The organism is Streptomyces sp. NPDC001292, from assembly GCF_042896465.1.
Lineage (GTDB): Bacteria > Actinomycetota > Actinomycetes > Streptomycetales > Streptomycetaceae > Streptomyces.
Map to the genome: position 1 here is coordinate 93,836 of NZ_JBIAXG010000017.1, position 25,607 is coordinate 119,442.

At 68.9% G+C, this 25,607-nt stretch carries 28 protein-coding genes and 4 tRNA genes; 21 read left to right on the forward strand and 11 right to left on the reverse strand.

Going from position 1 to position 25,607, the window contains the following annotated elements:
* Positions 1-197 precede the first annotated feature (197 nt).
* A complete protein-coding gene (locus tag ACFY4A_RS19675) occupies positions 198-464 on the forward strand; it encodes a GlsB/YeaQ/YmgE family stress response membrane protein (protein ID WP_141359418.1) in 267 nt (88 codons plus the stop codon).
* 77 nt (positions 465-541) lie between these two features.
* Here ACFY4A_RS19675 and ACFY4A_RS19680 read toward each other — a convergent pair whose 3' ends face one another.
* A complete protein-coding gene (locus ACFY4A_RS19680; RefSeq protein WP_225078022.1) occupies positions 542-1,030 on the reverse strand; it encodes a YajQ family cyclic di-GMP-binding protein in 489 nt (162 codons plus the stop codon).
* A 229-nt stretch (positions 1,031-1,259) separates the two neighbouring features.
* Here ACFY4A_RS19680 and ACFY4A_RS19685 point away from each other — a divergent pair.
* Both ACFY4A_RS19685 and ACFY4A_RS19690 read left to right on the forward strand, forming a co-directional pair.
* Positions 1,260-1,341, forward strand: a tRNA-Tyr gene (locus ACFY4A_RS19685).
* Positions 1,342-1,442: 101 nt separating this feature from the next.
* Positions 1,443-1,655, forward strand: a complete 213-nt coding sequence (locus tag ACFY4A_RS19690; RefSeq protein ID WP_390830668.1) for a hypothetical protein — start codon at positions 1,443-1,445, stop codon at positions 1,653-1,655.
* 34 nt (positions 1,656-1,689) lie between these two features.
* Here ACFY4A_RS19690 and ACFY4A_RS19695 read toward each other — a convergent pair whose 3' ends face one another.
* Together ACFY4A_RS19695 and ACFY4A_RS19700 are read right to left on the reverse strand one after the other, a co-directional pair.
* Entirely contained in the window at positions 1,690-2,346 is a 657-nt protein-coding gene (locus tag ACFY4A_RS19695) for an SDR family oxidoreductase (RefSeq protein ID WP_390830669.1), read from the reverse strand.
* Positions 2,347-2,479: 133 nt separating this feature from the next.
* Entirely contained in the window at positions 2,480-3,742 is a 1,263-nt protein-coding gene (locus ACFY4A_RS19700) for an amidohydrolase family protein (RefSeq protein WP_390830670.1), read from the reverse strand.
* Positions 3,743-3,959: 217 nt separating this feature from the next.
* Between ACFY4A_RS19700 and ACFY4A_RS19705 the strand changes: the two genes are divergently transcribed.
* From ACFY4A_RS19705 to ACFY4A_RS19735, 7 genes are all read left to right on the forward strand, one after another.
* Positions 3,960-4,032 (forward strand) — tRNA-Thr (locus ACFY4A_RS19705).
* Positions 4,033-4,078: 46 nt separating this feature from the next.
* A tRNA-Met gene (locus ACFY4A_RS19710) sits at positions 4,079-4,151 on the forward strand.
* Between the two features lie 89 nt (positions 4,152-4,240).
* Positions 4,241-4,405, forward strand: coding sequence for a 50S ribosomal protein L33 (rpmG, locus tag ACFY4A_RS19715; protein WP_003948671.1), 165 nt, complete (start codon positions 4,241-4,243; stop codon positions 4,403-4,405).
* Positions 4,406-4,548: 143 nt separating this feature from the next.
* Complete coding sequence (locus ACFY4A_RS19720) at positions 4,549-5,001, forward strand: MaoC family dehydratase N-terminal domain-containing protein (protein ID WP_361427345.1); 453 nt, start codon at positions 4,549-4,551, stop codon at positions 4,999-5,001.
* An 8-nt stretch (positions 5,002-5,009) separates the two neighbouring features.
* A complete protein-coding gene (locus ACFY4A_RS19725; protein WP_390830711.1) occupies positions 5,010-5,438 on the forward strand; it encodes a MaoC family dehydratase in 429 nt (142 codons plus the stop codon).
* 66 nt (positions 5,439-5,504) lie between these two features.
* The gene (locus tag ACFY4A_RS19730) at positions 5,505-6,560 is read left to right on the forward strand and encodes a UDP-N-acetylmuramate dehydrogenase (protein ID WP_390830671.1); all 1,056 of its coding nucleotides are present in this window, start codon (positions 5,505-5,507) and stop codon (positions 6,558-6,560) included.
* An 85-nt stretch (positions 6,561-6,645) separates the two neighbouring features.
* Positions 6,646-7,368 (forward strand): DsbA family protein, encoded by a 723-nt coding sequence (locus tag ACFY4A_RS19735; RefSeq protein ID WP_390830672.1) that lies wholly within the window; start codon positions 6,646-6,648, stop codon positions 7,366-7,368.
* Between the two features lie 33 nt (positions 7,369-7,401).
* On the opposite strand, the gene ACFY4A_RS19740 is transcribed toward ACFY4A_RS19735, so the two are convergent.
* On the reverse strand, positions 7,402-8,433 hold the full coding sequence (locus tag ACFY4A_RS19740) for an adenosine deaminase (protein ID WP_390830674.1): 1,032 nt from the start codon (positions 8,431-8,433) through the stop codon (positions 7,402-7,404).
* Positions 8,434-8,565: 132 nt separating this feature from the next.
* Positions 8,566-9,792 carry a pyridoxal phosphate-dependent aminotransferase gene (locus ACFY4A_RS19745; protein WP_390830675.1) on the reverse strand — a complete coding sequence of 409 codons (1,227 nt, stop codon included), beginning with the start codon at positions 9,790-9,792 and terminating at the stop codon, positions 8,566-8,568.
* A gap of 264 nt (positions 9,793-10,056) precedes the next feature.
* On the opposite strand from ACFY4A_RS19745, the gene ACFY4A_RS19750 reads away from it, so the two are divergent.
* The 3 genes from ACFY4A_RS19750 (at position 10,057) to nusG (ending at position 11,421) form a co-directional block, all read left to right on the forward strand.
* Positions 10,057-10,129: transfer RNA gene (locus tag ACFY4A_RS19750), tRNA-Trp, on the forward strand.
* Between the two features lie 107 nt (positions 10,130-10,236).
* On the forward strand, positions 10,237-10,521 hold the full coding sequence (gene secE / locus ACFY4A_RS19755; RefSeq protein ID WP_390830676.1) for a preprotein translocase subunit SecE: 285 nt from the start codon (positions 10,237-10,239) through the stop codon (positions 10,519-10,521).
* 81 nt (positions 10,522-10,602) lie between these two features.
* On the forward strand, positions 10,603-11,421 hold the full coding sequence (gene nusG / locus ACFY4A_RS19760; protein WP_390830677.1) for a transcription termination/antitermination protein NusG: 819 nt from the start codon (positions 10,603-10,605) through the stop codon (positions 11,419-11,421).
* Between the two features lie 75 nt (positions 11,422-11,496).
* On the opposite strand, the gene ACFY4A_RS19765 is transcribed toward nusG, so the two are convergent.
* Genes ACFY4A_RS19765 through ACFY4A_RS19785 form a run of 5 tightly spaced genes read right to left on the reverse strand, consistent with a single transcriptional unit; the run spans position 11,497 to position 15,122 of the window.
* The gene (locus ACFY4A_RS19765) at positions 11,497-12,744 is read right to left on the reverse strand and encodes a tyrosine-type recombinase/integrase (protein ID WP_390830678.1); all 1,248 of its coding nucleotides are present in this window, start codon (positions 12,742-12,744) and stop codon (positions 11,497-11,499) included.
* The gene (locus ACFY4A_RS19770; RefSeq protein ID WP_390830679.1) at positions 12,744-12,938 is read right to left on the reverse strand and encodes a helix-turn-helix transcriptional regulator; all 195 of its coding nucleotides are present in this window, start codon (positions 12,936-12,938) and stop codon (positions 12,744-12,746) included. Before ACFY4A_RS19770 ends, ACFY4A_RS19765 begins: the two co-directional genes overlap by 1 nt.
* Entirely contained in the window at positions 12,935-14,332 is a 1,398-nt protein-coding gene (repSA, locus tag ACFY4A_RS19775; protein WP_390830712.1) for a replication initiator protein RepSA, read from the reverse strand. Before repSA ends, ACFY4A_RS19770 begins: the two co-directional genes overlap by 4 nt.
* 26 nt (positions 14,333-14,358) lie before the next feature.
* A complete protein-coding gene (locus tag ACFY4A_RS19780; RefSeq protein ID WP_390830680.1) occupies positions 14,359-14,781 on the reverse strand; it encodes an XRE family transcriptional regulator in 423 nt (140 codons plus the stop codon).
* Complete coding sequence (locus tag ACFY4A_RS19785) at positions 14,778-15,122, reverse strand: hypothetical protein (protein WP_390830681.1); 345 nt, start codon at positions 15,120-15,122, stop codon at positions 14,778-14,780. Before ACFY4A_RS19785 ends, ACFY4A_RS19780 begins: the two co-directional genes overlap by 4 nt.
* A gap of 204 nt (positions 15,123-15,326) precedes the next feature.
* Here ACFY4A_RS19785 and ACFY4A_RS19790 point away from each other — a divergent pair, with 204 nt between their 5' ends.
* Positions 15,327-16,100 carry a GntR family transcriptional regulator gene (locus ACFY4A_RS19790; protein ID WP_141359413.1) on the forward strand — a complete coding sequence of 258 codons (774 nt, stop codon included), beginning with the start codon at positions 15,327-15,329 and terminating at the stop codon, positions 16,098-16,100.
* Complete coding sequence (locus ACFY4A_RS19795) at positions 16,097-16,660, forward strand: GNAT family N-acetyltransferase (RefSeq protein WP_390830682.1); 564 nt, start codon at positions 16,097-16,099, stop codon at positions 16,658-16,660. The genes ACFY4A_RS19790 and ACFY4A_RS19795 overlap by 4 nt, the downstream gene beginning before the upstream one ends.
* A 361-nt stretch (positions 16,661-17,021) precedes the next feature.
* Here the strand turns inward: ACFY4A_RS19795 and ACFY4A_RS19800 are convergent, their stop codons facing one another.
* Positions 17,022-17,447, reverse strand: a complete 426-nt coding sequence (locus tag ACFY4A_RS19800; RefSeq protein ID WP_390830683.1) for a hypothetical protein — start codon at positions 17,445-17,447, stop codon at positions 17,022-17,024.
* Between the two features lie 371 nt (positions 17,448-17,818).
* Here ACFY4A_RS19800 and rplK point away from each other — a divergent pair, with 371 nt between their 5' ends.
* The 6 genes from rplK (at position 17,819) to rpoB (ending at position 25,605) form a co-directional block, all read left to right on the forward strand.
* On the forward strand, positions 17,819-18,253 hold the full coding sequence (gene rplK, locus ACFY4A_RS19805) for a 50S ribosomal protein L11 (protein WP_019756559.1): 435 nt from the start codon (positions 17,819-17,821) through the stop codon (positions 18,251-18,253).
* 95 nt (positions 18,254-18,348) lie between these two features.
* A complete protein-coding gene (gene rplA, locus ACFY4A_RS19810) occupies positions 18,349-19,074 on the forward strand; it encodes a 50S ribosomal protein L1 (RefSeq protein WP_390830684.1) in 726 nt (241 codons plus the stop codon).
* A gap of 188 nt (positions 19,075-19,262) precedes the next feature.
* A complete protein-coding gene (locus ACFY4A_RS19815; RefSeq protein ID WP_390830685.1) occupies positions 19,263-20,186 on the forward strand; it encodes a hypothetical protein in 924 nt (307 codons plus the stop codon).
* Positions 20,187-20,480: 294 nt separating this feature from the next.
* Positions 20,481-21,011, forward strand: coding sequence for a 50S ribosomal protein L10 (rplJ, locus tag ACFY4A_RS19820; protein ID WP_100569727.1), 531 nt, complete (start codon positions 20,481-20,483; stop codon positions 21,009-21,011).
* Positions 21,012-21,127: 116 nt separating this feature from the next.
* Positions 21,128-21,511, forward strand: coding sequence for a 50S ribosomal protein L7/L12 (gene rplL / locus ACFY4A_RS19825; protein WP_390830686.1), 384 nt, complete (start codon positions 21,128-21,130; stop codon positions 21,509-21,511).
* A gap of 608 nt (positions 21,512-22,119) precedes the next feature.
* Complete coding sequence (rpoB, locus tag ACFY4A_RS19830) at positions 22,120-25,605, forward strand: DNA-directed RNA polymerase subunit beta (protein ID WP_390830687.1); 3,486 nt, start codon at positions 22,120-22,122, stop codon at positions 25,603-25,605.
* Positions 25,606-25,607: the final 2 nt, after the last annotated feature.

Consider the following 25,607-nt stretch of genomic DNA (forward strand, 5'->3'; position numbering starts at 1 on the left):
CGGGACGCAGTCAGGGCGTCCTCTTCCACGACGCGCTCCTGGCGCGGAACGAACACGCGTGTGGTAAGCACGATCACAACACGTGACAAGCACGACAGAACGACGCGCGGCCTGCGAGCGCAGCAGCACAGCCTGTCCGAACCGGACGCGAAGCACCGGGACAGTGCAGGCTCGGCGCGGAAGGGCAGGTTCAGAGCATGGGCATCATCAGCTGGATCATCCTGGGGCTCCTGGCCGGCGCCATCGCGAAGCTCCTGCTGCCGGGGCGCGACCCGGGCGGCTTCATCGTCACGACCCTCATCGGCGTCGCCGGAGCGTTCCTCGGCGGCTGGATCTCCGCCCGCTGGCTGCACCACCCGATCAGCCGGCAACTGTACGACGGCGCCACCTGGGCCGCCGCGATCGGCGGCTCGCTCGTGCTGCTGATCGCGTACCGCATCTTCTTCGGCAACTCGCGTGACTGAGCACCGGGCCGGGCCGAGCCGCGGCCGGCAGGCGAAAAAGGGTGGGCACCGGCCAGGTGCCCACCCTTTGTTCTGTCCTACCGGTAGTTCACGAACTGGAGCGCGAAGTCGAAGTCCTGGCCCTTCAGCAGCGCGATCACGGTCTGGAGGTCGTCGCGGCTCTTGGAGCTGACGCGCAGCTCCTCACCCTGGACCTGGGCCTTCACGCCCTTGGGCCCCTCGTCGCGGATGAGCTTGGCGACCTTCTTCGCGTTCTCCTGGGAGATGCCCTCCTTGATCGACGCGAAGAGCTTGTACTCCTTGCCGGACAGCTGCGGCTCGCCCGCGTCCAGGGCCTTCAGCGAGATGCCGCGCTTGATCAACTTGGACTGGAAGACGTCGAGGACTGCCTTCACCCGGTCCTCGGAGTTCGCCTCCAGGAGGATCTTTTCACCGGACCACGAGATCGAGGCACCCACGCCCTTGAAGTCGTAGCGCTGCGAGATCTCCTTGGCGGTCTGGTTGAGGGCGTTGTCGACCTCCTGCCGCTCGACCTTCGAGACGATGTCGAAACTGGAGTCGGCCATGTCCTGTGGCTCCTTGTATCGGGGTGCGTATCGGATGCGTGCCGGCGGGTGTGGGGGAGGCCGCCGATCCCGGCCTGCGGGTCGCGGGTCGCATCCGCACCAGCCTAGCCATCCCAGGCCGTGACGGCCGCCGATCAATGGGGTGGCGGAGTACCCCTCGGCATCGGGTATTGTTTACGTCGTTGCCGGAGAGCACCGCCGAAAAGCGGTTCGACCGGCGGCATCCCAAGGCGGTGTGCCCGAGCGGCCAAAGGGAGCAGACTGTAAATCTGCCGGCTCAGCCTTCCCAGGTTCGAATCCTGGCGCCGCCACACTGGGAAGACCCCCTCTGATCTGCGGGAACGTGGACCAGGGGGGGGTTTTGTTTGTGGGCGCGGGGGCCGGTGTCGGTGGTGCCGTGCACACTGGGGCCATGTCCTCGCGTCGCAGACTCTGCCCCGTGTGCCGTCGGGAGATCGCCGTGGTCGCCGGGCGGTTCGCGCGGCACGATCCGCCCGGTACGCGGGCGAGCGGCGGACTGACCTCCTGTGCCGGTTCGCGCCGGATGGCGCAACTCGGCGCCGCGCAGCCGTCATTGGACGGCTATGCCGTTCCGGAGTGTCCCGGACAGCTGCCCTTGTTCTGAGCTTTTGCCGGTGCCGGAAGGCGCCCGGACGTGCTCAGTTGCCCGCCACCGACTTCACCGCCACCGACACCGGTGCCGAGCCGCTGACGAGTTCCAGGGTCAGGCCCGCCGTGGCCGGGGTCTCCACCAGTTCGGCCAGTACGGCGGCCACGTCGTCGCGCGGGATCATGCCGCGGCCGGTATGGGCCTCCAGGCGCACCTGGCCGGTGCCGGCGTCGTTCGTCAGCGAGCCGGGGCGCAGGATCGTCCAGTCCAGGGCCTCCTGACGGCGGACGTGGTCGTCCGCCTCGCCCTTGGCGCGCAGGTAGACGTCGAAGACCTCGTCGCCCTTGTGCGCCGCGTCCGCGCCCATCGAGGACACCACCAGGTGGCGGCGCACGCCCGCGCGCACCGCCGCGTCCGCGAACAGCACCGCCGCGCCCTTGTCCACCGTGTCCTTGCGCGCCGCGCCGCTGCCCGGACCCGCGCCCGCCGCGAACACCGCCGCGTCGGCGCCCCGGAGCAGCTGCGCGACCTCCTCGACCGACGCCGACTCCAGGTCGAGCACCACCGGTTCGGCGCCGGCCTCCCTCAGGTCCTCGCTCTGCTCGGCACGGCGGATGATGCCCGCCACCTCGTCCCCGCGCGCGGCGAGCAGCCGCTCCAGCCGCAGCGCGATCTGACCATGACCACCAGCGATGACAATGCGCATGCTTCCGACCGTACGCCCGGACGGCCGTATCTGCCGCACGACTTCGGCCATGCCCCGGGGCGCGCTCCGCCGGGTCGCCCCCGCCCCCGACGGTGCTCCCGGCGGCGCTGCCGCCGCCCTGCCGCACGGACGGTCAGGACAACTCCCCCCGCCCCTGCCGAGGCAGCCCCAGCTCCACCGTGACGGCGGAGTCGCAGAACTCCCGTACCGCGCTGGTGCGTGCCACCACGCGCCCCCGGTGCACCACGATCCGGCTGTACGCGAGCGACAGCGCCCCCGCGAGCCGGTCGCCGCGCACCGCGAGCAGTTCGGCGGGGAAACCCGCCTCCACCCGCACCTCGGGCAGGCCGAGCACCGCGCGGGCGGACGCGCTCACCGCGTCGTAGGCCTCCTCGGGGCGCAGCCCGTGCCGCGAGGCCAGCAGGTACGCGGCCTCCAGCGGGTCGCCGCGTCCCACCGGGTTCGACACGTCCCGCAGGGCGCCGCTGCCCGCGGCCACCCGGACACCGGCCGCCCGCAGCAGCCGCACCGGCGGCGTCCCGTGCCCCTCGGCGCCACCGCAGCCGCCCTGGGGCAGGCACACCACCCTCACCCCGGCCGCGGCCAGCTGGTCCGCGGCCCGCTCGGCCGCACCGGCGGGCAGTTGGGCCAGGCCGCCGCACGGGCCCAGCGTGACTCCCGGGCGCAGCCCGCCCGCCATCGCCGCGATGCGCGCCAGTCGGGCCGGGTCGGCGCCGTCGGTGTGCAGGTCGACGGGACAGCCGTGCTCGGAGGCGACATCGAGGACCGCCTCGACGTAGCCCGTCGGGTCGGGGTCCACGTCCGGGCAGCCGCCCACGACGCACGCGCCCATCTTCACCGAGTCCCGCAGCATCGCCAGGCCGTCCGCGCCGGCCGCCCCGGTCAGCACGCGCGGCACCGCCACCGTCGTCAGTTCGGTGAGCCCACGCAACGACCGCCGGGCCCGCAGGACCGCTGTCAGGACGCCGAGCCCCTGGACGTCGCCCACGCGTACGTGTGCGCGCACGGTCGTCGCGCCGTGACCCAGTTGCAGCAGCGCGGCCTCGGTGGTGCGGCGCTGGACGTCCTCCGGCTCGTACGACACCGGTCCGCCGCTGTCGGCGGTCAGGGCCGTGTCGGCGTGGGCGTGGGGCTCGGCCGGTGCCGGCAGGAGCAGATAGCCGCTGAGGTCGACGCGCGGCGCGCCGCCCCCCGGGCCGCCCGCGCCGAGACTGCCGGCGGTGCCGACCGCCTCGATGCGCTCACCGGCCAGCCGTACGTCCACGGTCCGCCCGTCGGTCAGCCGGGCCCCGCACAGCAGCAGCCCTTCCGGGCCCGTCCGTCCGGACGGGCCCGGCGAGGAGGACGAGGGGGGCGGCGGCTGTCCGGGGGGCATCGCACTCCAGGTACGAAAGGCGACTGGGGTTCGGGACACGGACCGCGAGGCCGCGCGGGCCACGCAAGATCACGCAGAGTGAGTCGAGCCTAGGGTGGCCGCCGGGCCGGACGAAGGAGGAGCGCAATAGTCGTACCGGTGTGGCCGCCGGACCGGAGCGGTGCCGGGAAACGGATTTGGGTGAACGGCCGCAGAGCGTGTAATGTCTTCCTCGCTCGCCCCAATAGCTCAGTCGGCAGAGCGTCTCCATGGTAAGGAGAAGGTCAACGGTTCGATTCCGTTTTGGGGCTCTGGTGTGAGAGGTACCCGCCGTAAGGCGGGGCCCGATCGCATCGCAGCGGTGTAGCTCAGTCGGTAGAGCAAGCGGCTCATAATCGCTGTGTCACCGGTTCAAGTCCGGTCACCGCTACTCACAGTAGCCGATTGCGGGGTCGGTCCTTCGATCGGCTACTCTTTCTTGCGTTGAAATAGCCTACCCGTTCGTCAAGGAGCACTCACGTGGCTGCCACCGACGTCCGCCCGAAGATCACGCTGGCCTGCGTGGAGTGCAAGGAGCGGAACTACATCACCAAGAAGAACCGGCGGAACAACCCCGACCGGCTCGAGATGAAGAAGCACTGCCCGCGTTGCAACGCGCACACCGCGCACCGCGAGACGCGCTGATCAGAATCCGACATGAGGCCGCCCCCGCACCACGGGGGCGGCCTCATGTTGTTTCATGTGCGAAAGCCCAGCGGGAGCCCGGTGACAGCCGGGCCCGCCCTCGGGCGACGTAAAACCCCAGCGACACCAGGAGGTGCCGAGCCATGGCGCTCGACCAGTCCTTCGTGGGGCGGTCCTACCCGCCCACCGACCCCTACGAGGTGGGCCGGGAGAAGATCCGTGAGTTCGCGGAGGCGGTGGGCGACGCCAACCCGGCGTACACGGACCCGGAAGCCGCCAAGGAGCTCGGCCACCCCGATGTGATCGCCCCGCCGACCTTCGTCTTCGCGATCACCTTCAAGGCCGCCGGACAGGTCGTCCAGGACCCGCAGCTCGGCCTGGACTACAGCCGCGTGGTGCACGGCGACCAGAAGTTCGCCTACACCCGGCCCGTGCGCGCCGGCGACCGGCTCACCGTCACCTCCACCATCGAGTCGATCAAGTCCCTGGCCGGCAACGACGTCCTGGACATCCGCGGCGAGGTGCACGACGAGGTGGGCGAGCACGTCGTGACCGCCTGGACCAAGCTCGTGGCCCGCGCGGCCGAGGAGGCGTGAGGAAACCGATGACGGCGAAGATCGCCTACGACGACGTCGAGGTCGGCACCGAACTGCCGGCGCAGACCTTCCCCGTGAGCCGGGCCACCCTCGTGCAGTACGCGGGCGCCTCCGGGGACTTCAACCCCATCCACTGGAACGAGAAGTTCGCCAAGGAGGTCGGGCTTCCGGACGTGATCGCGCACGGCATGTTCACCATGGCCGAGGCGATCCGCGTGGTCACCGACTGGACGGGCGACCCCGGCGCCGTCGTCGAGTACGGCGTCCGCTTCACCAAGCCCGTCGTCGTCCCGAACGATGACGAGGGGGCCGTGATCGAGGTCTCCGGCAAGGTCGCGGCCAAGCTCGACGACAACACCGTGCGGGTCGACCTGACAGCCATGAGCAACGGGCAGAAGGTCCTCGGGATGTCCCGGGCCGTCGTACGCCTGGCCTGACGGCCACCGCGGTCCCGCACTTGCCGAGGTGCGGGGCCGTCAGCCGGGTCTCGTAGTCTTGGGCGCGTGCAGGAACTCCACGACGCGCCCCTCGCCCCGCTGACCACCTTCCGGCTGGGTGGCCCCGCGACCCGGCTGATCACCGCGACCACCGACGCCGAGGTGGTCGACGCCGTCCGCGAGGCCGACGCCCACGGCACGCCGCTGCTGGTCATCGGTGGCGGGTCCAACCTGGTCATCGGCGACAAGGGCTTCGACGGCACCGCGCTGCGCATCGCCACCCGCGGCTTCGAACTCAGCGGTACGACGCTGGAACTGGCCGCCGGTGAGGTGTGGACGGACGCGGTCGCGCGCACCGTCGAGGCCGGACTCGCGGGCATCGAGTGCCTGTCCGGCATCCCCGGCTCCGCGGGCGCCACCCCGATCCAGAACGTCGGGGCGTACGGCCAGGAGGTGTCCTCGACGATCACGGAGGTCGTCGCCTACGACCGTCGGGCGGGCCGCACGGTGACCCTGGCCAACGAGGAGTGCGCGTTCTCCTACCGGCACAGCCGCTTCAAGGCCGACCCCGAGCGGTACGTCGTCCTGCGCGTCCGCTTCCGGCTGGAGGACGCTGACGGGCTGTCGGCGCCGGTCAAATACGCCGAGACCGCCCGCGCCCTGGGCGTGGAGGCGGGCGACCGGGTGCCGCTCGCCACCGCCCGCGAGACCGTGCTGAAGCTGCGGGCCGGGAAGGGCATGGTGCTGGACCCCGAGGACCACGACACCTGGTCCGCCGGCTCCTTCTTCACCAACCCGATCCTCACGGACGCCGGCTTCGCCACGTTCCGCGCGCGCGTGCGGGAGCGGCTCGGCGATGGCGTCGAGCCCCCCGCCTATCCGGCGGGGCAGGGGCACACCAAGACCTCCGCGGCGTGGCTGATCGACAAGGCGGGCTTCACCAAGGGCTACGGCACCGGACCGGCCCGCATCTCCACCAAGCACACCCTCGCCCTCACCAACCGCGGCGGCGCGACCACGGAGGACCTGCTGGCACTGGCCCGCGAGGTGGTGGCCGGGGTCCGCGAGGCCTTCGGCATCACCCTGGTCAACGAGCCGGTGACGGTCGGCGTGAGCCTGTAGCCGCAGGACACCGTGAGCCTGTAGCCGCAGGACAGAAGGCGTGAGCCTGTAGCCGCAGGACAGAAGGGAAGGGGAGGGGAAGACCATGGGGGAGCGACGCGGCCGACGTGCCGCGGCGGTCGTGGCCGCCGCCGTCCTGGTGGGCGTGCTCGCCACGGGATGCGGCGAGGGCGCCGCACCGACCGGAGGCGGGGAGCCGGACGCGGCGGCGCCGTACACCCGCGTGGGGGAGATCGACGAGACGCTCGCACCGGACGGCACCACCGTCCGTGTGGGATCCCCCCGCGCGAAGACCGTCGTCCACCTGTACGAGGACCCGCGCTGCCCGGTCTGCGCGGAGTTCGAGACCGGGGGCGGCGGCGAGGGTCTGCGCGAGCTGATCCTGTCCGGCGAGGTCCGGGCCGAGTACACGCTGGCGTCGTTCCTCGACGACCGGCTCGGCGGCGAGGGCTCGAAGAAGGCCGCCAACGCGCTGCGGGCCGCCCTGGACGCGGGCAGGTTCGTCGAGTACCACGAGGTGCTCTTCGCGCACCAGCCCGAGGAGGAGGCCGACGGCTACACCGACGCCTTCCTGCTGGACATGGCCTCCAAGGTCCAGGGCCTGCGCGGCGAGGAGTTCGACGCCGCGGTCAAGGACATGAAGCACCGCGACTTCGTGACCGCCTCCGAGAGGGCCTTCGACACGTCGGGAGTGACCGGCACGCCCACCATGAAGGTCGACGGCAGGACCGTCGGCGGGTCCCTGGCCGGCGGCATCTTCGACAAGGAGACGCTGCCCATGGTGATCGGTGCCATGTCCCGTTCCTGACCGGCGCGCCCTCCGCCCGCCGGCCCGCCGCCGTCAGCCCGCCAGCCAGTCGTCCACGCCCGACAGCAGCTTCGCGCGCACGTCCTCGGGGGCCGCCGACGCGCGGATCGACTGGCGGGCCAGTTCCGCCAGTTCGGCGTCCGTGAAGGAGTGGTGGCGGCGGGCGATGTCGTACTGCGCGGCCAGGCGGGAGCCGAAGAGCAGCGGGTCGTCGGCGCCCAGGGCCATCGGGACGCCCGCCTCGTACAGCCGGCGCAGGGGGACGTCCTCGGGCTTGTCGTACACGCCGAGGGCCACGTTCGACGCGGGGCACACCTCGCAGGTCACGCCCCGGTCGGCCAGACGGCTCAGCAGCCGCGGGTCCTCGGCCGCGCGCACCCCGTGGCCCACCCGGTGGGCCTGGAGGTCGTCCAGGCAGTCGCGGACCGAGGCAGGGCCGGTCAGCTCGCCGCCGTGCGGGGCCGCGAACAGGCCGCCGTCCCGTGCGATCGCGAACGCCCGGTCGAAGTCCCGTGCCATGCCCCGGCGTTCGTCGTTCGACAGACCGAAGCCGACCACGCCGCGGTCCCGGTAGCGCACCGCGAGGCGGGCCAGCGTGCGGGCGTCCAGGGGGTGCTTCATCCGGTTCGCGGCGACCAGGACCCGCATCCCGAGGCCCGTCTCGCGCGACGCCGTCTCCACCGCGTCCAGGATGATCTCCAGCGCCGGGAGCAGTCCGCCCAGGCGCGGTGCGTACGAGGTCGGGTCGACCTGGATCTCCAGCCATCCCGAGCCGTCCCTGACGTCCTCCTCGGCGGCCTCCCGCACCAGCCGCCGGATGTCCTCCGGTTCCCGCAGGCAGGAGCGCGCCGCGTCGTACAGCCGCTGGAAGCGGAACCAGCCCCGCTCGTCCGTCGCGCGCAGCCGCGGCGGCTCCCCGCTGACCAGGGCCTCCGTCAGCGCCTCGGGCAGCCGCACGCCGTACTTGTCGGCCAGTTCCAGCAGGGTGGTGGGCCGCATCGACCCGGTGAAGTGCAGGTGCAGATGGGCTTTCGGCAGCTCAGAGAGATCACGTACACGCTCCATTCCTGGATGGTGCCGCACGTTCCCCGCGCCCTGGTAGTCGTTTCCCCATTCGTGGTCTTGCTCGCACAAACGAAGGGGCGCGCCAGGCTGCTCGTGTGAGTGGCCTGGCGCGCCCGCGAAGAGAAGCGGAACTCAGTCCCGCGCCTCCGCCAGCAGCTTCTGGATCCGGCTCACGCCCTCCACCAGGTCCTCGTCACCGAGGGCGTAGGACAGGCGCAGATAGCCCGGCGTGCCGAAGGCCTCACCGGGGACGACCGCGACCTCGGCCTCCTCCAGGATCAGCGCGGCCAGCTCCACCGTGTTCTGCGGGCGCTTGCCGCGGATCTCCTTGCCGATCAGCGCCTTCACCGAGGGATAGGCGTAGAACGCCCCCTCGGGCTCCGGGCAGAGCACGCCGTCGATCTCGTTGAGCATCCGCACGATGGTCCTGCGGCGCCGGTCGAAGGCCTCGCGCATCTTCGCCACGGCCTCCAGGTCGCCGGAGACGGCGGCGAGCGCGGCGACCTGGGCGACGTTCGAGACGTTCGACGTGGCGTGCGACTGAAGGTTGGTCGCGGCCTTGACCACGTCCTTGGGGCCGATGACCCAGCCCACGCGCCAGCCGGTCATGGCGTACGTCTTCGCCACGCCGTTGACGACGATGCACTTGTCGCGCAACTCGGGCAGGAGGGCCGGCAGGGACACCGAGACCGCGTCGCCGTAGACCAGGTGCTCGTAGATCTCGTCGGTCAGCACCCACAGGCCGTGCTCGAGGGCCCAGCGGCCGATCGCCTCGGTCTCGGCCTCGGAGTAGACCGCGCCGGTCGGGTTGGACGGGGACACGAAGAGGACGACCTTGGTCTTGTCCGTGCGTGCGGCCTCCAGCTGCTCGACCGTCACGCGGTAGCCGGTGGTCTCGTCCGCGACGACGTCGACCGGGACACCGCCGGCCAGACGGATCGACTCCGGGTACGTCGTCCAGTACGGCGCCGGCACGATGACCTCGTCGCCCGGGTCGAGGATCGCGGCGAACGCCTCGTAGATGGCCTGCTTGCCGCCGTTGGTGACCAGGATCTGCGAGACGTCCGGCTCCCAGCCGGAGTCGCGCAGCGTCTTCGCGGCGATCGCGGCCTTCAGCTCGGGCAGGCCGCCGGCCGGGGTGTAGCGGTGGTACTTGGGGTTCCGGCAGGCCTCGACAGCGGCCTCGACGATGTAGTCCGGGGTCGGGAAGTCCGGCTCGCCGGCGCCGAAGCCGATCACGGGACGTCCGGCGGCCTTGAGGGCCTTGGCCTTGGCGTCCACGGCGAGGGTGGCGGACTCGGAGATCGCGCCGATGCGGGCGGAGACCCGGCGCTCGGTGGGAGGGGTTGCAGCGCTCATACCGTCCATCGTTTCAGACCGGAAACGCCCGGGGCACGCGGGTTTCACAGGGTGAACAAGGCCGGTCGAACCTCCGGACATCCGTCCGGATCCCGTCCCCGGCCAGGCGATCTTCCAGCGATCGGGGCCGGTCGGCCACTTTCTGTTCGACGACCGGCGCCGGAACACGTACACTCTCACCTCGTTGGCCTTCAGCAGCCGCTGTCGCACCTGGTGCACTCCGAGCACTCGGTCGTATGCGGTACGTTGGTGGGCACAACACAAAGGGTCGTAGCTCAATTGGTAGAGCACTGGTCTCCAAAACCAGCGGTTGGGGGTTCGAGTCCCTCCGGCCCTGCTACACACACCTTCGCCAGGATGTGTGCGCATGTACGTACAGCAATGCACCGCCGTGCGGCTCGACCGGGCGCGGCACGGCCACGACCCGGAATCAGGTGAGGACGAATGACGGACGCCGTGGGCTCCCTCGACACGCCTGATGCCCAGGACGAGGTGACGGAATCCAAGAAGGCCCGCAAGGGTGGCAAGCGTGGCAAGAAGGGCCCGCTGAAGCGCCTTGCTCTCTTCTACCGTCAGATCGTCGCGGAACTCCGCAAGGTCGTCTGGCCCACCCGGACCCAGCTGACGACGTACACCACCGTGGTGATTGTCTTCGTCGTCATCATGATCGCCCTGGTGACCGTGATTGACTATGGGCTCGACCACGCGGCCAAGTACGTCTTCGGCTGAGCCAAGAGCGAAGGGCGCCGTGGTTACCGGCGCCTCTTTTCGCATGTTCCACCCCTATGTATCCAGGAAGAAGCAGCCACCGTGTCTGACCCGAACCTGAACGACGCCATCGAGCCGACCGAGTCCGTGGATGACGAGCTCGACATCGTCGAGGGTGCGGACGAGGTCGACGAGGCCGAGGCTGCCGAGGCCGCCGTGGGCGAGCCGGCCGAGGAGGCCGCCGTCCACGCCGTGGACGAGGCGCCCGGGGGTGAGGCCGAGGAGGAGGAGCCGGAGGCCGAGGTCGACCCGGTCACCAAGCTCCGCGAGGAACTGCGCACGCTGCCCGGCGAGTGGTACGTCATCCACACCTACGCCGGCTACGAGAAGCGCGTGAAGGCGAACCTGGAGCAGCGTGCCGTCTCGCTGAACGTCGAGGACTTCATCTACCAGGCCGAGGTGCCCGAGGAAGAGATCGTCCAGATCAAGAACGGCGAGCGCAAGACCGTCCGGCAGAACAAGCTGCCCGGCTACGTTCTCGTCCGCATGGACCTGACGAACGAGTCCTGGGGCGTCGTCCGCAACACCCCGGGTGTGACCGGGTTCGTCGGCAACGCCTACGACCCCTACCCGCTGTCCCTGGACGAGATCGTCAAGATGCTCGCCCCCGAGGCGGAGGAGAAGGCCGCCCGCGAGGCCGCCGAGGCCGAGGGCAAGCCGGCTCCGCAGCGCAAGGTCGAGGTCCAGGTGCTGGACTTCGAGGTCGGCGACTCGGTCACCGTCACCGACGGCCCGTTCGCCACGCTCCAGGCCACGATCAACGAGATCAACCCGGACTCCAAGAAGGTCAAGGGCCTCGTCGAGATCTTCGGCCGCGAGACCCCGGTCGAGCTGAGCTTCGACCAGATCCAGAAGAACTAGTTTCGCGATCATCCGAAAGAGCCCCTGACCAGCGGTTTCCCGTTGGGCAGGAGCTCTCTCGCGCTCAGGGGGCCGTCACTGGGCCGTGGGTCGCCTCCGGGCTTTGCGGTAGACCGCATCCACGGCCTTCCGGGTCCGGGTCTCACTGGTCGGCATCAGGTGGGTGTACGTCCGAAGGGTGAACCCGGGGTCGCCGTGGCCCAGGTAGGTACTCACGGCCTTGACGCTCTCGCCCGAGTCCAGGAGGACCGAGGCGTAGAAGTGCCGCAGGGCATGCATGCCATCCTCGCGGGATTCCTTGTACCGCTCGCCGACGCCGGGCACCGGGATGATGCCAGCGGAAGCCAGCGCAGGCTTCCACACGTGGGCGTTGAAGTCGTTCCGGCGGAGTGCTCCACCCTCCTGAGTGCTGAAGTACAGGAGCTTGGTCACTGGCGGCCCGTCCGAGCGAAGCCACGGCAAGGTGACCTCCACCGGCGGGAAGGCGGTCATGTGCGTTGCCAACACGGCCGCCACCGAGTCGGGGAGAGGTACGTCACGCAGCTTGTTGTTCTTGGGCGGCGCGAAGATCAGGTGACCGTTCACCAGCTTCACCTGTTGTGTGACGCGCAGCACACCGGCCAGCGGGTCTACGTCGTCCACGGCAAGCCCGAAGATCTCGCCCTGGCGAAGGCCGCAGCCCGCACCCACGTCGACCATGGCCCGGAGACGATCAGGCATCCCGTCCCGGACCGCGAAGACGCGATCAGGCGTCCAGGGCGTGATCCGTCCGGGGGACGGCTTGGGCGGTCGGACCGAGCCAGCACGGCACGGGTTGCGCGCCAGGTAGCCGTCATCCACGGCGGCCGACAGCACGGCCGAGACGTTCCCGAAGATCACCCGCCGGTACGAGCTGGCCGCCCCGGTGTCCTCGAGAAGCCGAGCCCAAGAGCGGATGTGCGACGGCTGGAACGAAGCCAGTGGCCGACTGCCCAGGTGCGGGAAGGCGTGGAGCCGTAGCCGACTCTCGACCGCGATGCGGGTAGCCGGGTCGGTTGTCTGGGAGGCCAACCAGTCTTCGGCGTACTTCCTGAACGTGATCTTTCCGGCCGTGGGGTCGATGTAGTGGCCGCGCGACATGTCGGCCTCGATGTTGGCCAGCCACCGCTCAGCCTCGCGCTTCTTGCGGTCCGGGAAGCTCTTGGACTTCTCGGAGCCGTCAGGCCCGACGTACCGGGCGCGGTAGCGCAGGCCGACGCCGAAGCGGTCGGTCTTGACCTTGACGGGCTTGCCATCGGAGCCGGTCTCGACCTTGTACCAGCGGTCTTGGACGTGTCCGGCCATCAGGCAGCCTCTTCCATCTGGGACTCGACCCAGACGCGGACGTCTTCGGGGTCGAAGCGGAGATGCCGGCCTATGCGGAAGCCGCGCGGTCCGGTCTGCTTGCGGCGCCACTGGTAGACGGTCTCGACCGGAACGCCGAGGAGGTCGGCCAGGTCGATCGGGGTCAGGTAGCGGTCGGGCAGTGAGCGCTTCATGCCCACACCTCCATGTCGTCCATGTCGTGCAGGTCAGCGAGCGCTTCGCGCGCTGTCTCTCGGTTCAGACGCAGGTCCCGGGCGATCGAGGCAGCGAGCCAGGATTCACCGGGGGTGTGCCCTTGCCCGGCGTAGGTCCAGTGGGCGAGCACGAGCGTGGAGCCCTCCGTGTCGTCGAGGTCTTCGGAGAGCCCGCGTTCGTGGCGTTCCTGCCGGGCGCGGTAGTCGGCCCTCACCTGGCGCAGCGCGCCGAGGGTGGTGGAGTAGCGGCGGGATTTGGTGGAGAAGTGCCCGCGGAAGCCGAGCATGTGAGCCCAGCGCCACAGCAGCCGGTCCGGGTAGGCGTCATCGAGCGCCCAGCACGCTTCGATCAGTCGCCGGGTATGGGCGGGCAAGGTGAGCTTGTCGAGTTCGGCCAGCTCCCCGATGCGGCGGTCAACGGTGCCGGTGGTCTCGGCGGCTTTGGTGGCGTACTTGGCGACGTAGGAGGCCACGGCCTGTTCGGTCAGTTCCTCGCGGCCCAGGGCGCCGATGGCTTGTACGTCGACCTGGGAGCCCCAGCGCAAGGTGCGGGCGGGGAAGTCCCCGGCAGCGGACACCGGCACGGACACGCGAGCAGCGGCAGCACGGATCGACTCGTCCAGGAGGGCGACGGTGGCCCAGGACGGCGGAGGGGTGCCGGGACCGTCCGGGCCGTCGAGCCGGACCACGGCGTGGAAGTGCACGGCGCCGCGCTTTTGGAACTCGGCGACCTTGCCGAAGGCGACCCGGCATACCTCCTTCATGGCCGTCTGCGTGATGCCCGCGCGGGCGGCGATCTCGCGGCGCAGGTAGATGGTGAAGCGGCGCCACAGGTCCCCGGCGTGGTTGTTCCACAGCACGGACCCGGCGTAGTCGTACGAGGCCGGGTCGAGGGCTGTGCCGAGGGCCGGGTCATCCTCGGTGTGCCGGGCACCGCAGCGGCACTGGCCGGAGTCGGGACGGTTGTGGACCGGGCCGAACGAGGGAGCGGTGAGGGTGGCGAAGACACGCGGGTGATCCCGCACGGTCGCGGGCACGTCCTTACGTTCGTCGCCGGTGATCCCGGCGCGGATCAGGTGGTAGGTGTCCCCCGCGTAGGTCCAGGCGCAGGCCGGGCAGCGAGAGGCCCGCCGGTTGCCGCAGGCCACCCGGAGCCGTCCGCCCGGTTCCTGCTCGGTCGAGTAGGAGTACAGGACGTCACCCGTGCGAGCGTCGCGGGTGACGGTCTGGCCGACGAGGTGAATCGGATTGGAGCAGCCGCCGGTCCGGCGGATCTGGTCTTGCCAGCGGTCGAAGCCGGGCGCGTTGGCGACCCGCAGCAGGTCGGCAAGGGTCAGGGGGTCGGTGCCCAGGGAGGCCGCAGCACCGGCCACGGCCTCCGGGGCGACGGGGAAGACCGTCACGCACTCACCGCCCCGAGCCGCGCGGAAAGCTGGACCACCAGGGTTTCCAGGGCCTGGACGCGGTCGGCGAGCGCGGCCACGTCCTCACCGGGCAGCGGAGCCGCCGGGCGGGAAGCACGGCCGAAGCCCAGCTCTTCCGGGGTGGCCCGCAGCACCGCACAGAGCAGCACCTGATAGCTCGGGTTCGGCCCGTTGGCACCGTTCTCCCAGCGGGAGAGCTGCACCTTCAGCGAGGGCTCGGAGGCGATCGGCCAGCCCCAGTGCTCAGCGAGCAGCGTCAGCGCCCGGATCACCTGGAACTGGGACCAGCCACGGGCCGCCCGGACCTGCGCCAGCGGTGTACCGGCGGGACGCTGGGCCGGGGGCTGCACGGCAGGCCGGGGATGGCCGGTCAGCGGGACGACGGCGAGGGCGGTCATGCGACCACCGCCGTCGAGGCGAGCGCCACCGCGTGGACGGGGCACGGCCGGTACAGCGGGCCGTCGTCGTCGAACTCGTCCGGGGTCAGCGGCACGAGCCCGGTGTGACCGCCGTTGAACGGCCAGCGCGCCATCCAGCACGCGCACGGGATGCCGGACGGTTCAGAGCACCACTCCCACCGGCCGCCGAAGGACGGAACGCAGATGCAGGGCACCAGCGCACCCGGCAGACCCGACAGCTCTCCGCTGTCCACGGTCACCAGCGAGCCGACGCAGTCCGAGCACTGCTCGTCATCCTCGACCGGACGTGCGATGTGCAGGACCTCAAGTGTTCCAGCCATGATGGAACTTCCCTTCATGGGACTGGGGGCGGCGGTTCTACTTGGCGGTGGGAGCGCCGCCCCTGGCTTACGCCTGGGGTTCCAGTTGGACCCCTTGCTCAACTTGTTGGTACAAGCTCGATGCTGCACTGCTCAGCGACTCCCGTCAAGGGATTCGCGCACACATGTACCAACAAGTTGACCGAGTGCGTCATGATGGAGGGCATGAGCAAGCAGCCGAAGTACCGACAGGTCGCCGACGCCCTACGTCGCGAGATCGACAGTGGCGTCTATGCGCCCGGCGCGCGGCTTCCTTCGGAGAGCGAGCTGTCGGCTCGTTTCGACGCCTCCAGGAACACCGTGCGGTCCGGCCTGAACCTCCTGGTCAGTCAGGGGCTGATCTCGTCCAGCCAAGGGCTTGGATACGAGGTCCGGAAGCACGAGGTGTTCGAGCTGAACGCCTCCCGGTTCGAGGACCTGAGCTTTCCGCAGAACGGCGACGCGTACTCCACCGATGTCACGAACGCAGGTCGGCGACCCCATCAAACCTTTCGGGTCGAACTGACCACCGCCAACGAGTACGTGGCGAAGCGGCTCAAGGTCGAGGAGGGTTCGAGGACCGTCCTGCGGTTCTGCCACCGCTTCGTTGATGATGTGCCGTGGTCAACCCAGGCCACGCAGTACCCAGAATGGCTGATCGAAAGGGCCCCCAGGCTGACGGAGCCGGGGGACATCGACGAGGGAACGACCCGGTACCTCGGGAGTCTCGGTATCGAGCAGATCGGATACGCCGACGAGATCGCCACTCGAATGCCGACGCCCGAGGAGGCCCGAATCCTGGAGATCGGCGCGGGGGTTCCCGTGTTGCTCTGGACACGTACGGGCTACTCCAGTGATCGGCCGATCCGTTGCACGATCACCACCTTCCGGGGCGACCTGAACCGGATGACCTACGAGATCGGCGACCTGTCCGCCCGGAACGAGAACGAGCCCCAGTGAAGATCAGTCCCGCAACACCAGATGACCTTGCCCGCTTGCTCGCGTTCCGCCAAGAGGCGGCATCGTGGCTCAGCAAGCTAGGCAGCGATCAGTGGAGCCGACCGTACCCGGCGGATCGGCTGCTGGCGACCATCGAGGCCGGGACGGTGTTCATGGTCCGCGACGGCGATGCAACCCCAGCGACGATCACACTAACTCCCGAGGCGGAAGACGGGTTGTGGTCGGCCGAGGAGCTGAGCGAGCCCTCGATGTTCATCAACAAGCTCACCGTTGCCCGGACCCACGCGGGTCAAGATCTCGGCGGCAGGTTGCTGGATTGGGCAAGCGACCGGGCTTACCGATCCGGCGCGAAGTGGCTCCGCCTCGACGCGTGGACGACGAACCAGGCCCTACAGCGCTACTACCTTCAGCAGGGCTTTGAACATGTCCGGACCGTTCGAGAAGGCTCCGCCGTTAACGGAGGGCCCCGAGTATCTGGGTGGCTTGCTCAGAGGCCAGCACGGCCGACCGATCACGGGTTCGTAGACGAGAGTCCGGCACCGCAGCCCATCACAGAGTGAGCCCGTTACAGGTTTCTCTACCTCATCAAGCACCCGTCGTCGCTTCGCTCCTCCGGGCGGGCGCGGGCGGCTGGCGGCGCCCGCGCTCATGTCTCCGCCCCGCTCGGCACCGCCAGCCGCCCACTCCCGCCCAAGAGGCAGGCACACGGAGCATGAGGTCAGAACACATCGTGGCTGGGGCGGTCGGCTCCGCGACTTTAGCCAGCCACTTTGGCGCGAGCCTCGAAGATCATGGCCCCAACGTCGTGCTTTACCGGGCAGGTCCACAGACTGCCCGACGCGCCGGAAGCTTACGGGGCCATGATCACTCGCGCCAAAGCAGCTCCCGGCCAAAGTCGCTACGCCGACCTAAGCGCAATGTCTACCCGTATGTATCCGAGCCGGGTTCCTCAGTGAGGAGGTACAGCCCCAGGTGCTGGCGGAGAAAGCTCTCCAGCTGTGAAAGGTCGATCACGTCGGCCGGGAGATCACTGGAACGGGGACGGTAGAGCTCGACCAGCTGGGCCATCAGCTCATCGTCAAGCAACGGCGCCTGATAGCGGTCGATCGTCCCGAGGTAGAAGAGCCAGCTGTGCAGCCGGTTGGCAGGGCAGTGCCCTTGGCCCGCATGCAGATTCTCCGGCTCGTGCTCATCACCCCAGGAACCTACGTAGAGGTAGGCGGCCCGACGCAAGCCCTCGTCCAGAACCGGGGTTGGATCTTCCTTGCAGTTCCAATAGATCCGAGCCTCGTTCTCAGGTATGGGGCTCGGCACGGCCGCCAACCACAGTTGGTAGATCTCCTCCACGGCCGCAGTCTGGCATGCCGGGCCGAGGCGAAGCCCAGTAGTGGCCAGTCCTGGGGCCGTCCTGGGGCCGTCAAAGGGCGCTCAACGACAACCAACGCTGACAACCGCCGACAGCTAAGCGGCAGGTCGCAGCGTTGATCGATTACACAGCCGCAGGTCAGAGCCCCGGCCCTACACTTCCAGAAGAACTAGTTCACCGCGGTTCTTTCTGGACGAACCGCTTCCGCGCAGGTCAGGCGAACGCTCCGGCGGGTGCCTGACCTGCCCGGTTTTCAGCCGCGCAGCCATACCCGTTATCGTTGTGCGGTATGCCTGCGTCCGGGTGGTACCCGAGCGCCGGCAGGACCCGAATCGAAAGGACCCGGAGAGCAATGCCTCCCAAGAAGAAGAAGGTCACGGGGCTCATCAAGCTCCAGATCCAGGCCGGCGCCGCCAACCCGGCTCCGCCGGTCGGCCCGGCGCTGGGTCAGCACGGCGTCAACATCATGGAGTTCTGCAAGGCCTACAACGCCGCGACCGAGTCGCAGCGCGGTTGGGTCATCCCGGTGGAGATCACGGTCTACGAGGACCGTTCCTTCACCTTCATCACCAAGACCCCGCCGGCCGCCAAGATGATCCTCAAGGCCGCGGGCGTGGAGAAGGGCTCCGGCGAGCCGCACAAGACCAAGGTCGCCAAGATCACCGAGGCGCAGGTCCGTGAGATCGCCCAGACCAAGCTGCCCGACCTCAACGCCAACGACCTGGACGCCGCCGCGAAGATCATCGCCGGCACCGCGCGTTCCATGGGCGTCACGGTCGAGGGCTGAACCCCACCTTCGTAGCACCATGCGGCTGAAGGCCGCACGTGGCAGGGTCTGCTCGGCCCGTACCACGACTCCTTTCAGAACACACAGGAGCAGTTGTGAGCAAGCGCAGCAAGGCTCTCCGCGCTGCGGACGCCAAGGTCGACCGGGAGAAGCTGTACGCCCCGCTCGAGGCCGTCCGTCTCGCCAAGGAGACCTCCACGACCAAGTTCGACGGCACCGTCGAGGTCGCCTTCCGTCTGGGTGTCGACCCGCGCAAGGCCGACCAGATGGTCCGTGGCACCGTGAACCTTCCGCACGGCACCGGTAAGACCGCCCGGGTCCTGGTCTTCGCGACCGGTGACCGTGCCGAGGCCGCACGTGCCGCCGGCGCCGACATCGTCGGCGCGGACGAGCTGATCGACGAGGTGTCGAAGGGCCGTCTGGACTTCGACGCCGTCGTCGCCACCCCGGACCTCATGGGCAAGGTCGGCCGCCTCGGCCGCGTCCTCGGCCCGCGTGGTCTGATGCCGAACCCGAAGACCGGCACCGTCACCCCCGACGTGGCCAAGGCCGTCACCGACATCAAGGGCGGCAAGATCGAGTTCCGCGTCGACAAGCACTCGAACCTGCACTTCATCATCGGCAAGACGTCGTTCGACGACAGCAAGCTGGTGGAGAACTACGGCGCGGCGCTGGAGGAGATCCTCCGTCTGAAGCCGTCCGCCGCCAAGGGTCGCTACATCAAGAAGGCCGCCATCACCACCACGATGGGCCCCGGCATCCCGGTCGACCCGAACCGCACCCGCAACCTCCTCGTCGAGGAGGACCCGGCCGCGGTCTGAGCCCACGGCTCGCACAGCGAAGGGACGAGTCCCGCAACCTTTTGGGGTGCGGGACTCGTCCCTTCGCCGTGGGGCTCCTGTACGACGTCCTCCGTACGTCGGCGGGCGACGTCTTGTGCGACTCCCGTACGCCCGTCACAGGCCTGCGTTAGCGTGAAGATCGCAGCAACCGCATAGGGGTGGGACGAATGAAGAGCACGACCGCGCGCCGTATCACGCTCTCCGTCGTGGCGGTGACCTCGCTGACGGCAGTGGCCGCCTGCGGCTCCTCCGGTTCCTCCGGCGGCTCGGGCAAGGGCGACGGCGCGGCCGGCCGGGGTGTTACGCACGTGAGCCCCATCGCGGCCCTGCGCTCCGCCGACACCTCCACCGCCGAGGCCGACTCCGCCAGGGTGTCGATGACGACCAGCATCGGCACGCTGATGTCGATGAAGGGCAGCGGCACCCTCGACTGGGGTGACGGCCTGACCGGCACGCTCACGCTCACCTACACCGGCGGCACGGTCGCCGAGACGATGCGCCGGATCGGGTCCACGACGATGGAGGCGCGCTACCTGCCCGACGCCTACTACGCGCACATGAGCGACGCCTACGCGCGGCAGACGGGCGGCAAGCACTGGATCCGGTACGGCTACCAGGACCTCGGGGACCTCGTCGGCGGCTCCGGGGCGTACATGCAGGAGCAGCTGAAGAACGCCACGCCGAACCAGTCGGTGAAGCTGCTGCTGGCCTCCGGCGACGTCAGGAAGGTCGGCGAGGCGACGGTGCGCGGCGAGCACACCACGCACTACGCGGGCACGGTGAACGTCGCCGACTTCGCCGACAAGAGCTCGAACCTGCCCAAGCGCCAGATGGACGAGTTGAAGAAGCAGCTCAGCGAGGCGGGGGTCACCACCGAGTCCGTCGACATCTGGGTCAACGACCAGAACCTGCTGGTCAAGAAGGTCGAGAAGGCGGAGATGGCGACCGGCGCCATGACCAACACCGCCTACTACAGCGACTACGGCGTGAAGACCGCCGTCCAGGCGCCCCCGGCCGGCGACACCAAGGACTTCAAGGACCTGATGAAGTCCCAGGGCACCACCGCGGGCGGCACCGGCATCGGCTCCTGAGCCGCGTTCCCGGGGCGATTTGCTTTGCGGTGACCCCTTCCCGTACGCTCCCACAGAAGCCAAAGACCGCTGGTCGTTGCCGTGCGCTCGAACGAGGGCGCGGTGGCCGAAGGATCCGCTGAACTGCGGACGACCCGCGCAGGTGACTGTGGAAGAACTCCCGGAGCACACGTCGATCCCCGTGTGTGCGACCGGTCGAGTCCGCCCCGTGCGCCTGCGCCGGGGCGTTTCGTTTTCCCCAGTCCTCCTTCGGGTCCGCGCGGTCCGAATCACCCGGAAGGAGGCCGAGGCTCTATGGCGAGGCCCGACAAGGCTGCCGCGGTTGCGGAGCTGACGGACAAGTTCCGCAGCTCCAACGCCGCCGTGCTGACCGAGTACCGCGGTCTCACCGTGGCGCAGCTCAAGACGCTGCGCCGGTCGCTCGGTGAGAACGCCCAGTACGCCGTGGTGAAGAACACGCTGACCAAGATTGCGGCCAACGAGGCCGGGATCACGCTGGACGACCAGCTCTTCGCTGGTCCGACGGCCGTCGCCTTCGTCACCGGTGACCCGGTGGAGTCGGCGAAGGGTCTCCGTGACTTCGCCAAGGACAACCCGAATCTCGTCATCAAGGGCGGTGTCCTTGACGGCAAGGCGCTGTCCGCCGACGAGATCAAGAAGCTTGCGGACCTCGAGTCCCGCGAGGTTCTGCTCTCCAAGCTGGCCGGTGCCTTCAAGGGGAAGCAGTCCCAGGCTGCCTCCGTCTTCCAGGCGCTGCCGTCGAAGCTCGTCCGCACCGTGGACGCGCTGCGCGCCAAGCAGGACGAGCAGGGCGGTGCCGAGTAACTCGGCTCGCTTTCTGATCCGCGCCGCCTGACGCGGCGGGGGTCGCAGCGGGCCGACGTACGCCCGCCTCACCCAGTACATCCGGCACCTGCCGATTTAGTGGAAGGACCGCCATCATGGCGAAGCTCAGCCAGGAAGACCTGCTCGCGCAGTTCGAGGAGATGACCCTCATCGAGCTCTCCGAGTTCGTGAAGGCCTTCGAGGAGAAGTTCGACGTCACCGCCGCCGCGGCCGCCCCGGTCATGATGGCCGGCCCGGGCGCCCCGGTTGCCGAGGCTCCCGAGGAGAAGGACGAGTTCGACGTCATCCTCTCCGGCGCGGGCGACAAGAAGATCCAGGTCATCAAGGTCGTGCGCGAGCTGACCTCCCTGGGCCTGAAGGAGGCCAAGGACCTGGTCGACGGTGCGCCGAAGCCCGTCCTCGAGAAGGTCAACAAGGAGGCCGCGGACAAGGCCGCCGAGGCCCTCAAGGGCGCCGGCGCCTCCGTCGAGGTCAAGTAAGACCTCCACGGGTCCGCGAAGGACTCCCGCGCGCTGATCACGGCCCGGTAGGGCTGTAACGCGAACGCACCGAGGAGCGATCATCCATCCGGGTGGTCGCTCTTCGGCGTTCGAGGGGGCCGGTGCCGGCTGCCTTGCGCCGGCGGCAGGGAGGGGTATGGTGATCTTCGTCGTGCCTCCAGAGCTCCGGCGGCGGGCTGCAAGTGACGATGGCAGCATCCGGTTTGGCCATGGGAGGCCTTGACGAACCGCACGCAGCGCGCAATTCTCAGGACGCGTCGTCACAAGGATCCGAATCCGAGGCATGGATCGGCGACGAAGAGGGCAGTATCAGGTTGCGTTGAGGGCAGGTAGGCCGCAGACGTTGACAAGTACGAGGGTCTCAAAAAACCCGCACTGGACATCAGTGTGCCATGTGGCTACACTGACCCTTTGCGCTGCCTGTTAGCTGTCCCCTGCCCGTCACCAGGGGCATGCCCTCGCCTCAGCAACGACGACCAGATCATCCTTGACCTGGCCTTTCGGCCCGATCAGGACGACCTGTCCTCAAGCGGCGGCGGGGGGCCGGTACGCGCGTAGTGAGTCCGAGCCCTCGGAAGGACCCCCTCTTGGCCGCCTCGCGCAACGCCTCGACCGCGAATACGAACAACGGCGCCAGCACCGCCCCGCTGCGCATCTCCTTTGCAAAGATCAAGGAGCCCCTCGAGGTTCCGAACCTTCTCGCGCTGCAAACCGAGAGCTTCGACTGGCTGCTCGGCAACGACGCGTGGAAGGCTCGTGTCGAGGATGCTCTGGAGTCCGGTCAGGACGTCCCCACCAAGTCCGGCCTCGAGGAGATCTTCGAGGAGATCTCCCCGATCGAGGACTTCTCCGGGTCGATGTCGCTGACGTTCCGCGACCACCGCTTCGAGCCGCCCAAGAACTCGATCGACGAGTGCAAGGAGCGCGACTTCACGTACGCGGCCCCGCTCTTCGTCACGGCCGAGTTCACCAACAACGAGACCGGCGAGATCAAGTCCCAGACCGTCTTCATGGGCGACTTCCCGCTCATGACGAACAAGGGCACCTTCGTCATCAACGGCACCGAGCGTGTCGTGGTGTCTCAGCTGGTCCGTTCCCCCGGTGTCTACTTCGACTCCTCCATCGACAAGACGTCCGACAAGGACATCTTCTCCGCCAAGATCATCCCCTCCCGGGGTGCCTGGCTGGAGATGGAGATCGACAAGCGCGACATGGTCGGTGTCCGCATCGACCGCAAGCGCAAGCAGTCGGTCACCGTCCTGCTGAAGGCGCTCGGCTGGACCAACGAGCAGATCCTCGAGGAGTTCGGCGACTACGAGTCGATGCGCGCCACCCTGGAGAAGGACCACACCCAGGGCCAGGACGACGCGCTGCTGGACATCTACCGCAAGCTGCGCCCGGGCGAGCCCCCCACGCGTGAGGCCGCGCAGACGCTGCTCGAGAACCTGTACTTCAACCCCAAGCGCTACGACCTCGCCAAGGTCGGCCGCTACAAGGTCAACAAGAAGCTGGGTGCGGACGCTCCGCTGGACGCCGGCGTCCTGACCGTCGAGGACGTCATCTCGACGATCAAGTACCTGGTGAAGCTGCACGCGGGCGAGATCGAGACGGTCGGCGACAGCGGTCAGACGATCGTCGTCGAGACCGACGACATCGACCACTTCGGCAACCGCCGTCTGCGCAGCGTGGGCGAGCTCATCCAGAACCAGGTCCGTACCGGTCTGGCCCGTATGGAGCGTGTCGTCCGCGAGCGCATGACCACGCAGGACGTCGAGGCGATCACGCCGCAGACCCTGATCAACATCCGGCCGGTCGTCGCCTCCATCAAGGAGTTCTTCGGCACCAGCCAGCTGTCGCAGTTCATGGACCAGAACAACCCGCTGTCGGGTCTCACCCACAAGCGCCGCCTGTCGGCCCTCGGCCCGGGTGGTCTCTCCCGTGAGCGGGCCGGCTTCGAGGTCCGTGACGTGCACCCCTCGCACTACGGCCGCATGTGCCCGATCGAGACGCCGGAAGGCCCGAACATCGGTCTGATCGGCTCGCTCGCCTCCTACGGCCGGGTCAACGCGTTCGGGTTCGTCGAGACCCCGTACCGCAAGGTCGACGACGGCCAGGTCACCGACGAGGTCGACTACCTGACCGCCGACGAGGAGGACCGCTTCGTCATCGCGCAGGCCAACGCCACCCTGACGGACGACCTGCGCTTCGCCGAGGCCCGCGTGCTCGTCCGCCGCCGTGGCGGCGAGGTCGACTACGTCAGCCCCGAGGACGTCGACTACATGGACGTCTCGCCGCGCCAGATGGTGTCGGTCGCGACCGCCATGATCCCCTTCCTCGAGCACGACGACGCCAACCGTGCCCTCATGGGCGCGAACATGATGCGCCAGGCCGTTCCGCTCATCAAGTCGGAGGCCCCGCTCGTCGGCACCGGCATGGAGTACCGCTCCGCCGTCGACGCCGGCGACGTCGTCAAGGCCGAGAAGGCCGGTGTGGTCCAGGAGATCTCCGCCGACTACATCACCACGACCAACGACGACGGCACGTACATCACGTACCGCCTGGCCAAGTTCGCCCGCTCCAACCAGGGCACCTCGGTCAACCAGAAGGTCATCGTCAACGAGGGCGACCGTGTCGTCGAGGGCCAGGTCCTCGCCGACGGCCCGGCCACCCAGAACGGCGAGATGGCGCTCGGCAAGAACCTGCTGGTCGCGTTCATGCCGTGGGAGGGTCACAACTACGAGGACGCGATCATCCTGTCGCAGCGCCTCGTCCAGGACGACGTCCTCTCCTCGATCCACATCGAGGAGCACGAGGTCGACGCCCGTGACACCAAGCTCGGCCCCGAGGAGATCACCCGGGACATCCCGAACGTCTCCGAGGAGGTCCTCGCCGACCTCGACGAGCGCGGCATCATCCGCATCGGCGCCGAGGTCATCGCCGGCGACATCCTCGTCGGCAAGGTGACCCCGAAGGGCGAGACCGAGCTGACCCCGGAGGAGCGCCTGCTGCGCGCGATCTTCGGTGAGAAGGCCCGTGAGGTCCGTGACACCTCGCTGAAGGTGCCGCACGGCGAGACCGGCAAGGTCATCGGCGTGCGCGTCTTCGACCGCGAGGAGGGCGACGAGCTGCCGCCGGGCGTGAACCAGCTGGTCCGCGTCTACGTCGCGCAGAAGCGCAAGATCACCGACGGTGACAAGCTCGCCGGCCGCCACGGCAACAAGGGCGTCATCTCCAAGATCCTGCCGATCGAGGACATGCCGTTCCTGGAGGACGGCACCCCGGTCGACATCATCCTCAACCCGCTGGGTGTGCCGTCCCGAATGAACCCGGGACAGGTCCTGGAGATCCACCTCGGCTGGCTCGCCAGCCGCGGCTGGGACGTCTCCGGCCTCGCGGACGAGTGGGCGGAGCGCCTCCAGGCCATCGGCGCCGACCAGGTCGCCCCCGGCACCAACGTGGCCACCCCGGTCTTCGACGGTGCCCGTGAGGACGAGCTGGCGGGTCTGCTCCAGCACACCATCCCGAACCGCGACGGCGACCGCATGGTCCTCCCGTCCGGCAAGGCGCGGCTGTTCGACGGCCGCAGCGGTGAGCCGTTCCCGGACCCGATCTCGGTCGGCTACATGTACATCCTGAAGCTGCACCACCTGGTCGACGACAAGCTGCACGCCCGTTCGACCGGTCCGTACTCGATGATCACCCAGCAGCCGCTGGGTGGTAAGGCCCAGTTCGGTGGCCAGCGCTTCGGCGAGATGGAGGTGTGGGCCCTCGAGGCCTACGGCGCCGCCTACGCCCTCCAGGAGCTGCTGACCATCAAGTCCGACGACGTCACCGGCCGCGTGAAGGTCTACGAGGCCATCGTCAAGGGCGAGAACATCCCCGAGCCCGGCATCCCCGAGTCCTTCAAGGTGCTCATCAAGGAGATGCAGTCCCTGTGCCTGAACGTGGAGGTGCTGTCCAGCGACGGTATGTCCATCGAGATGCGCGACACCGACGAGGATGTCTTCCGCGCTGCGGAGGAGCTCGGCATCGACCTGTCCCGGCGCGAGCCGAGCAGCGTCGAAGAGGTCTGACG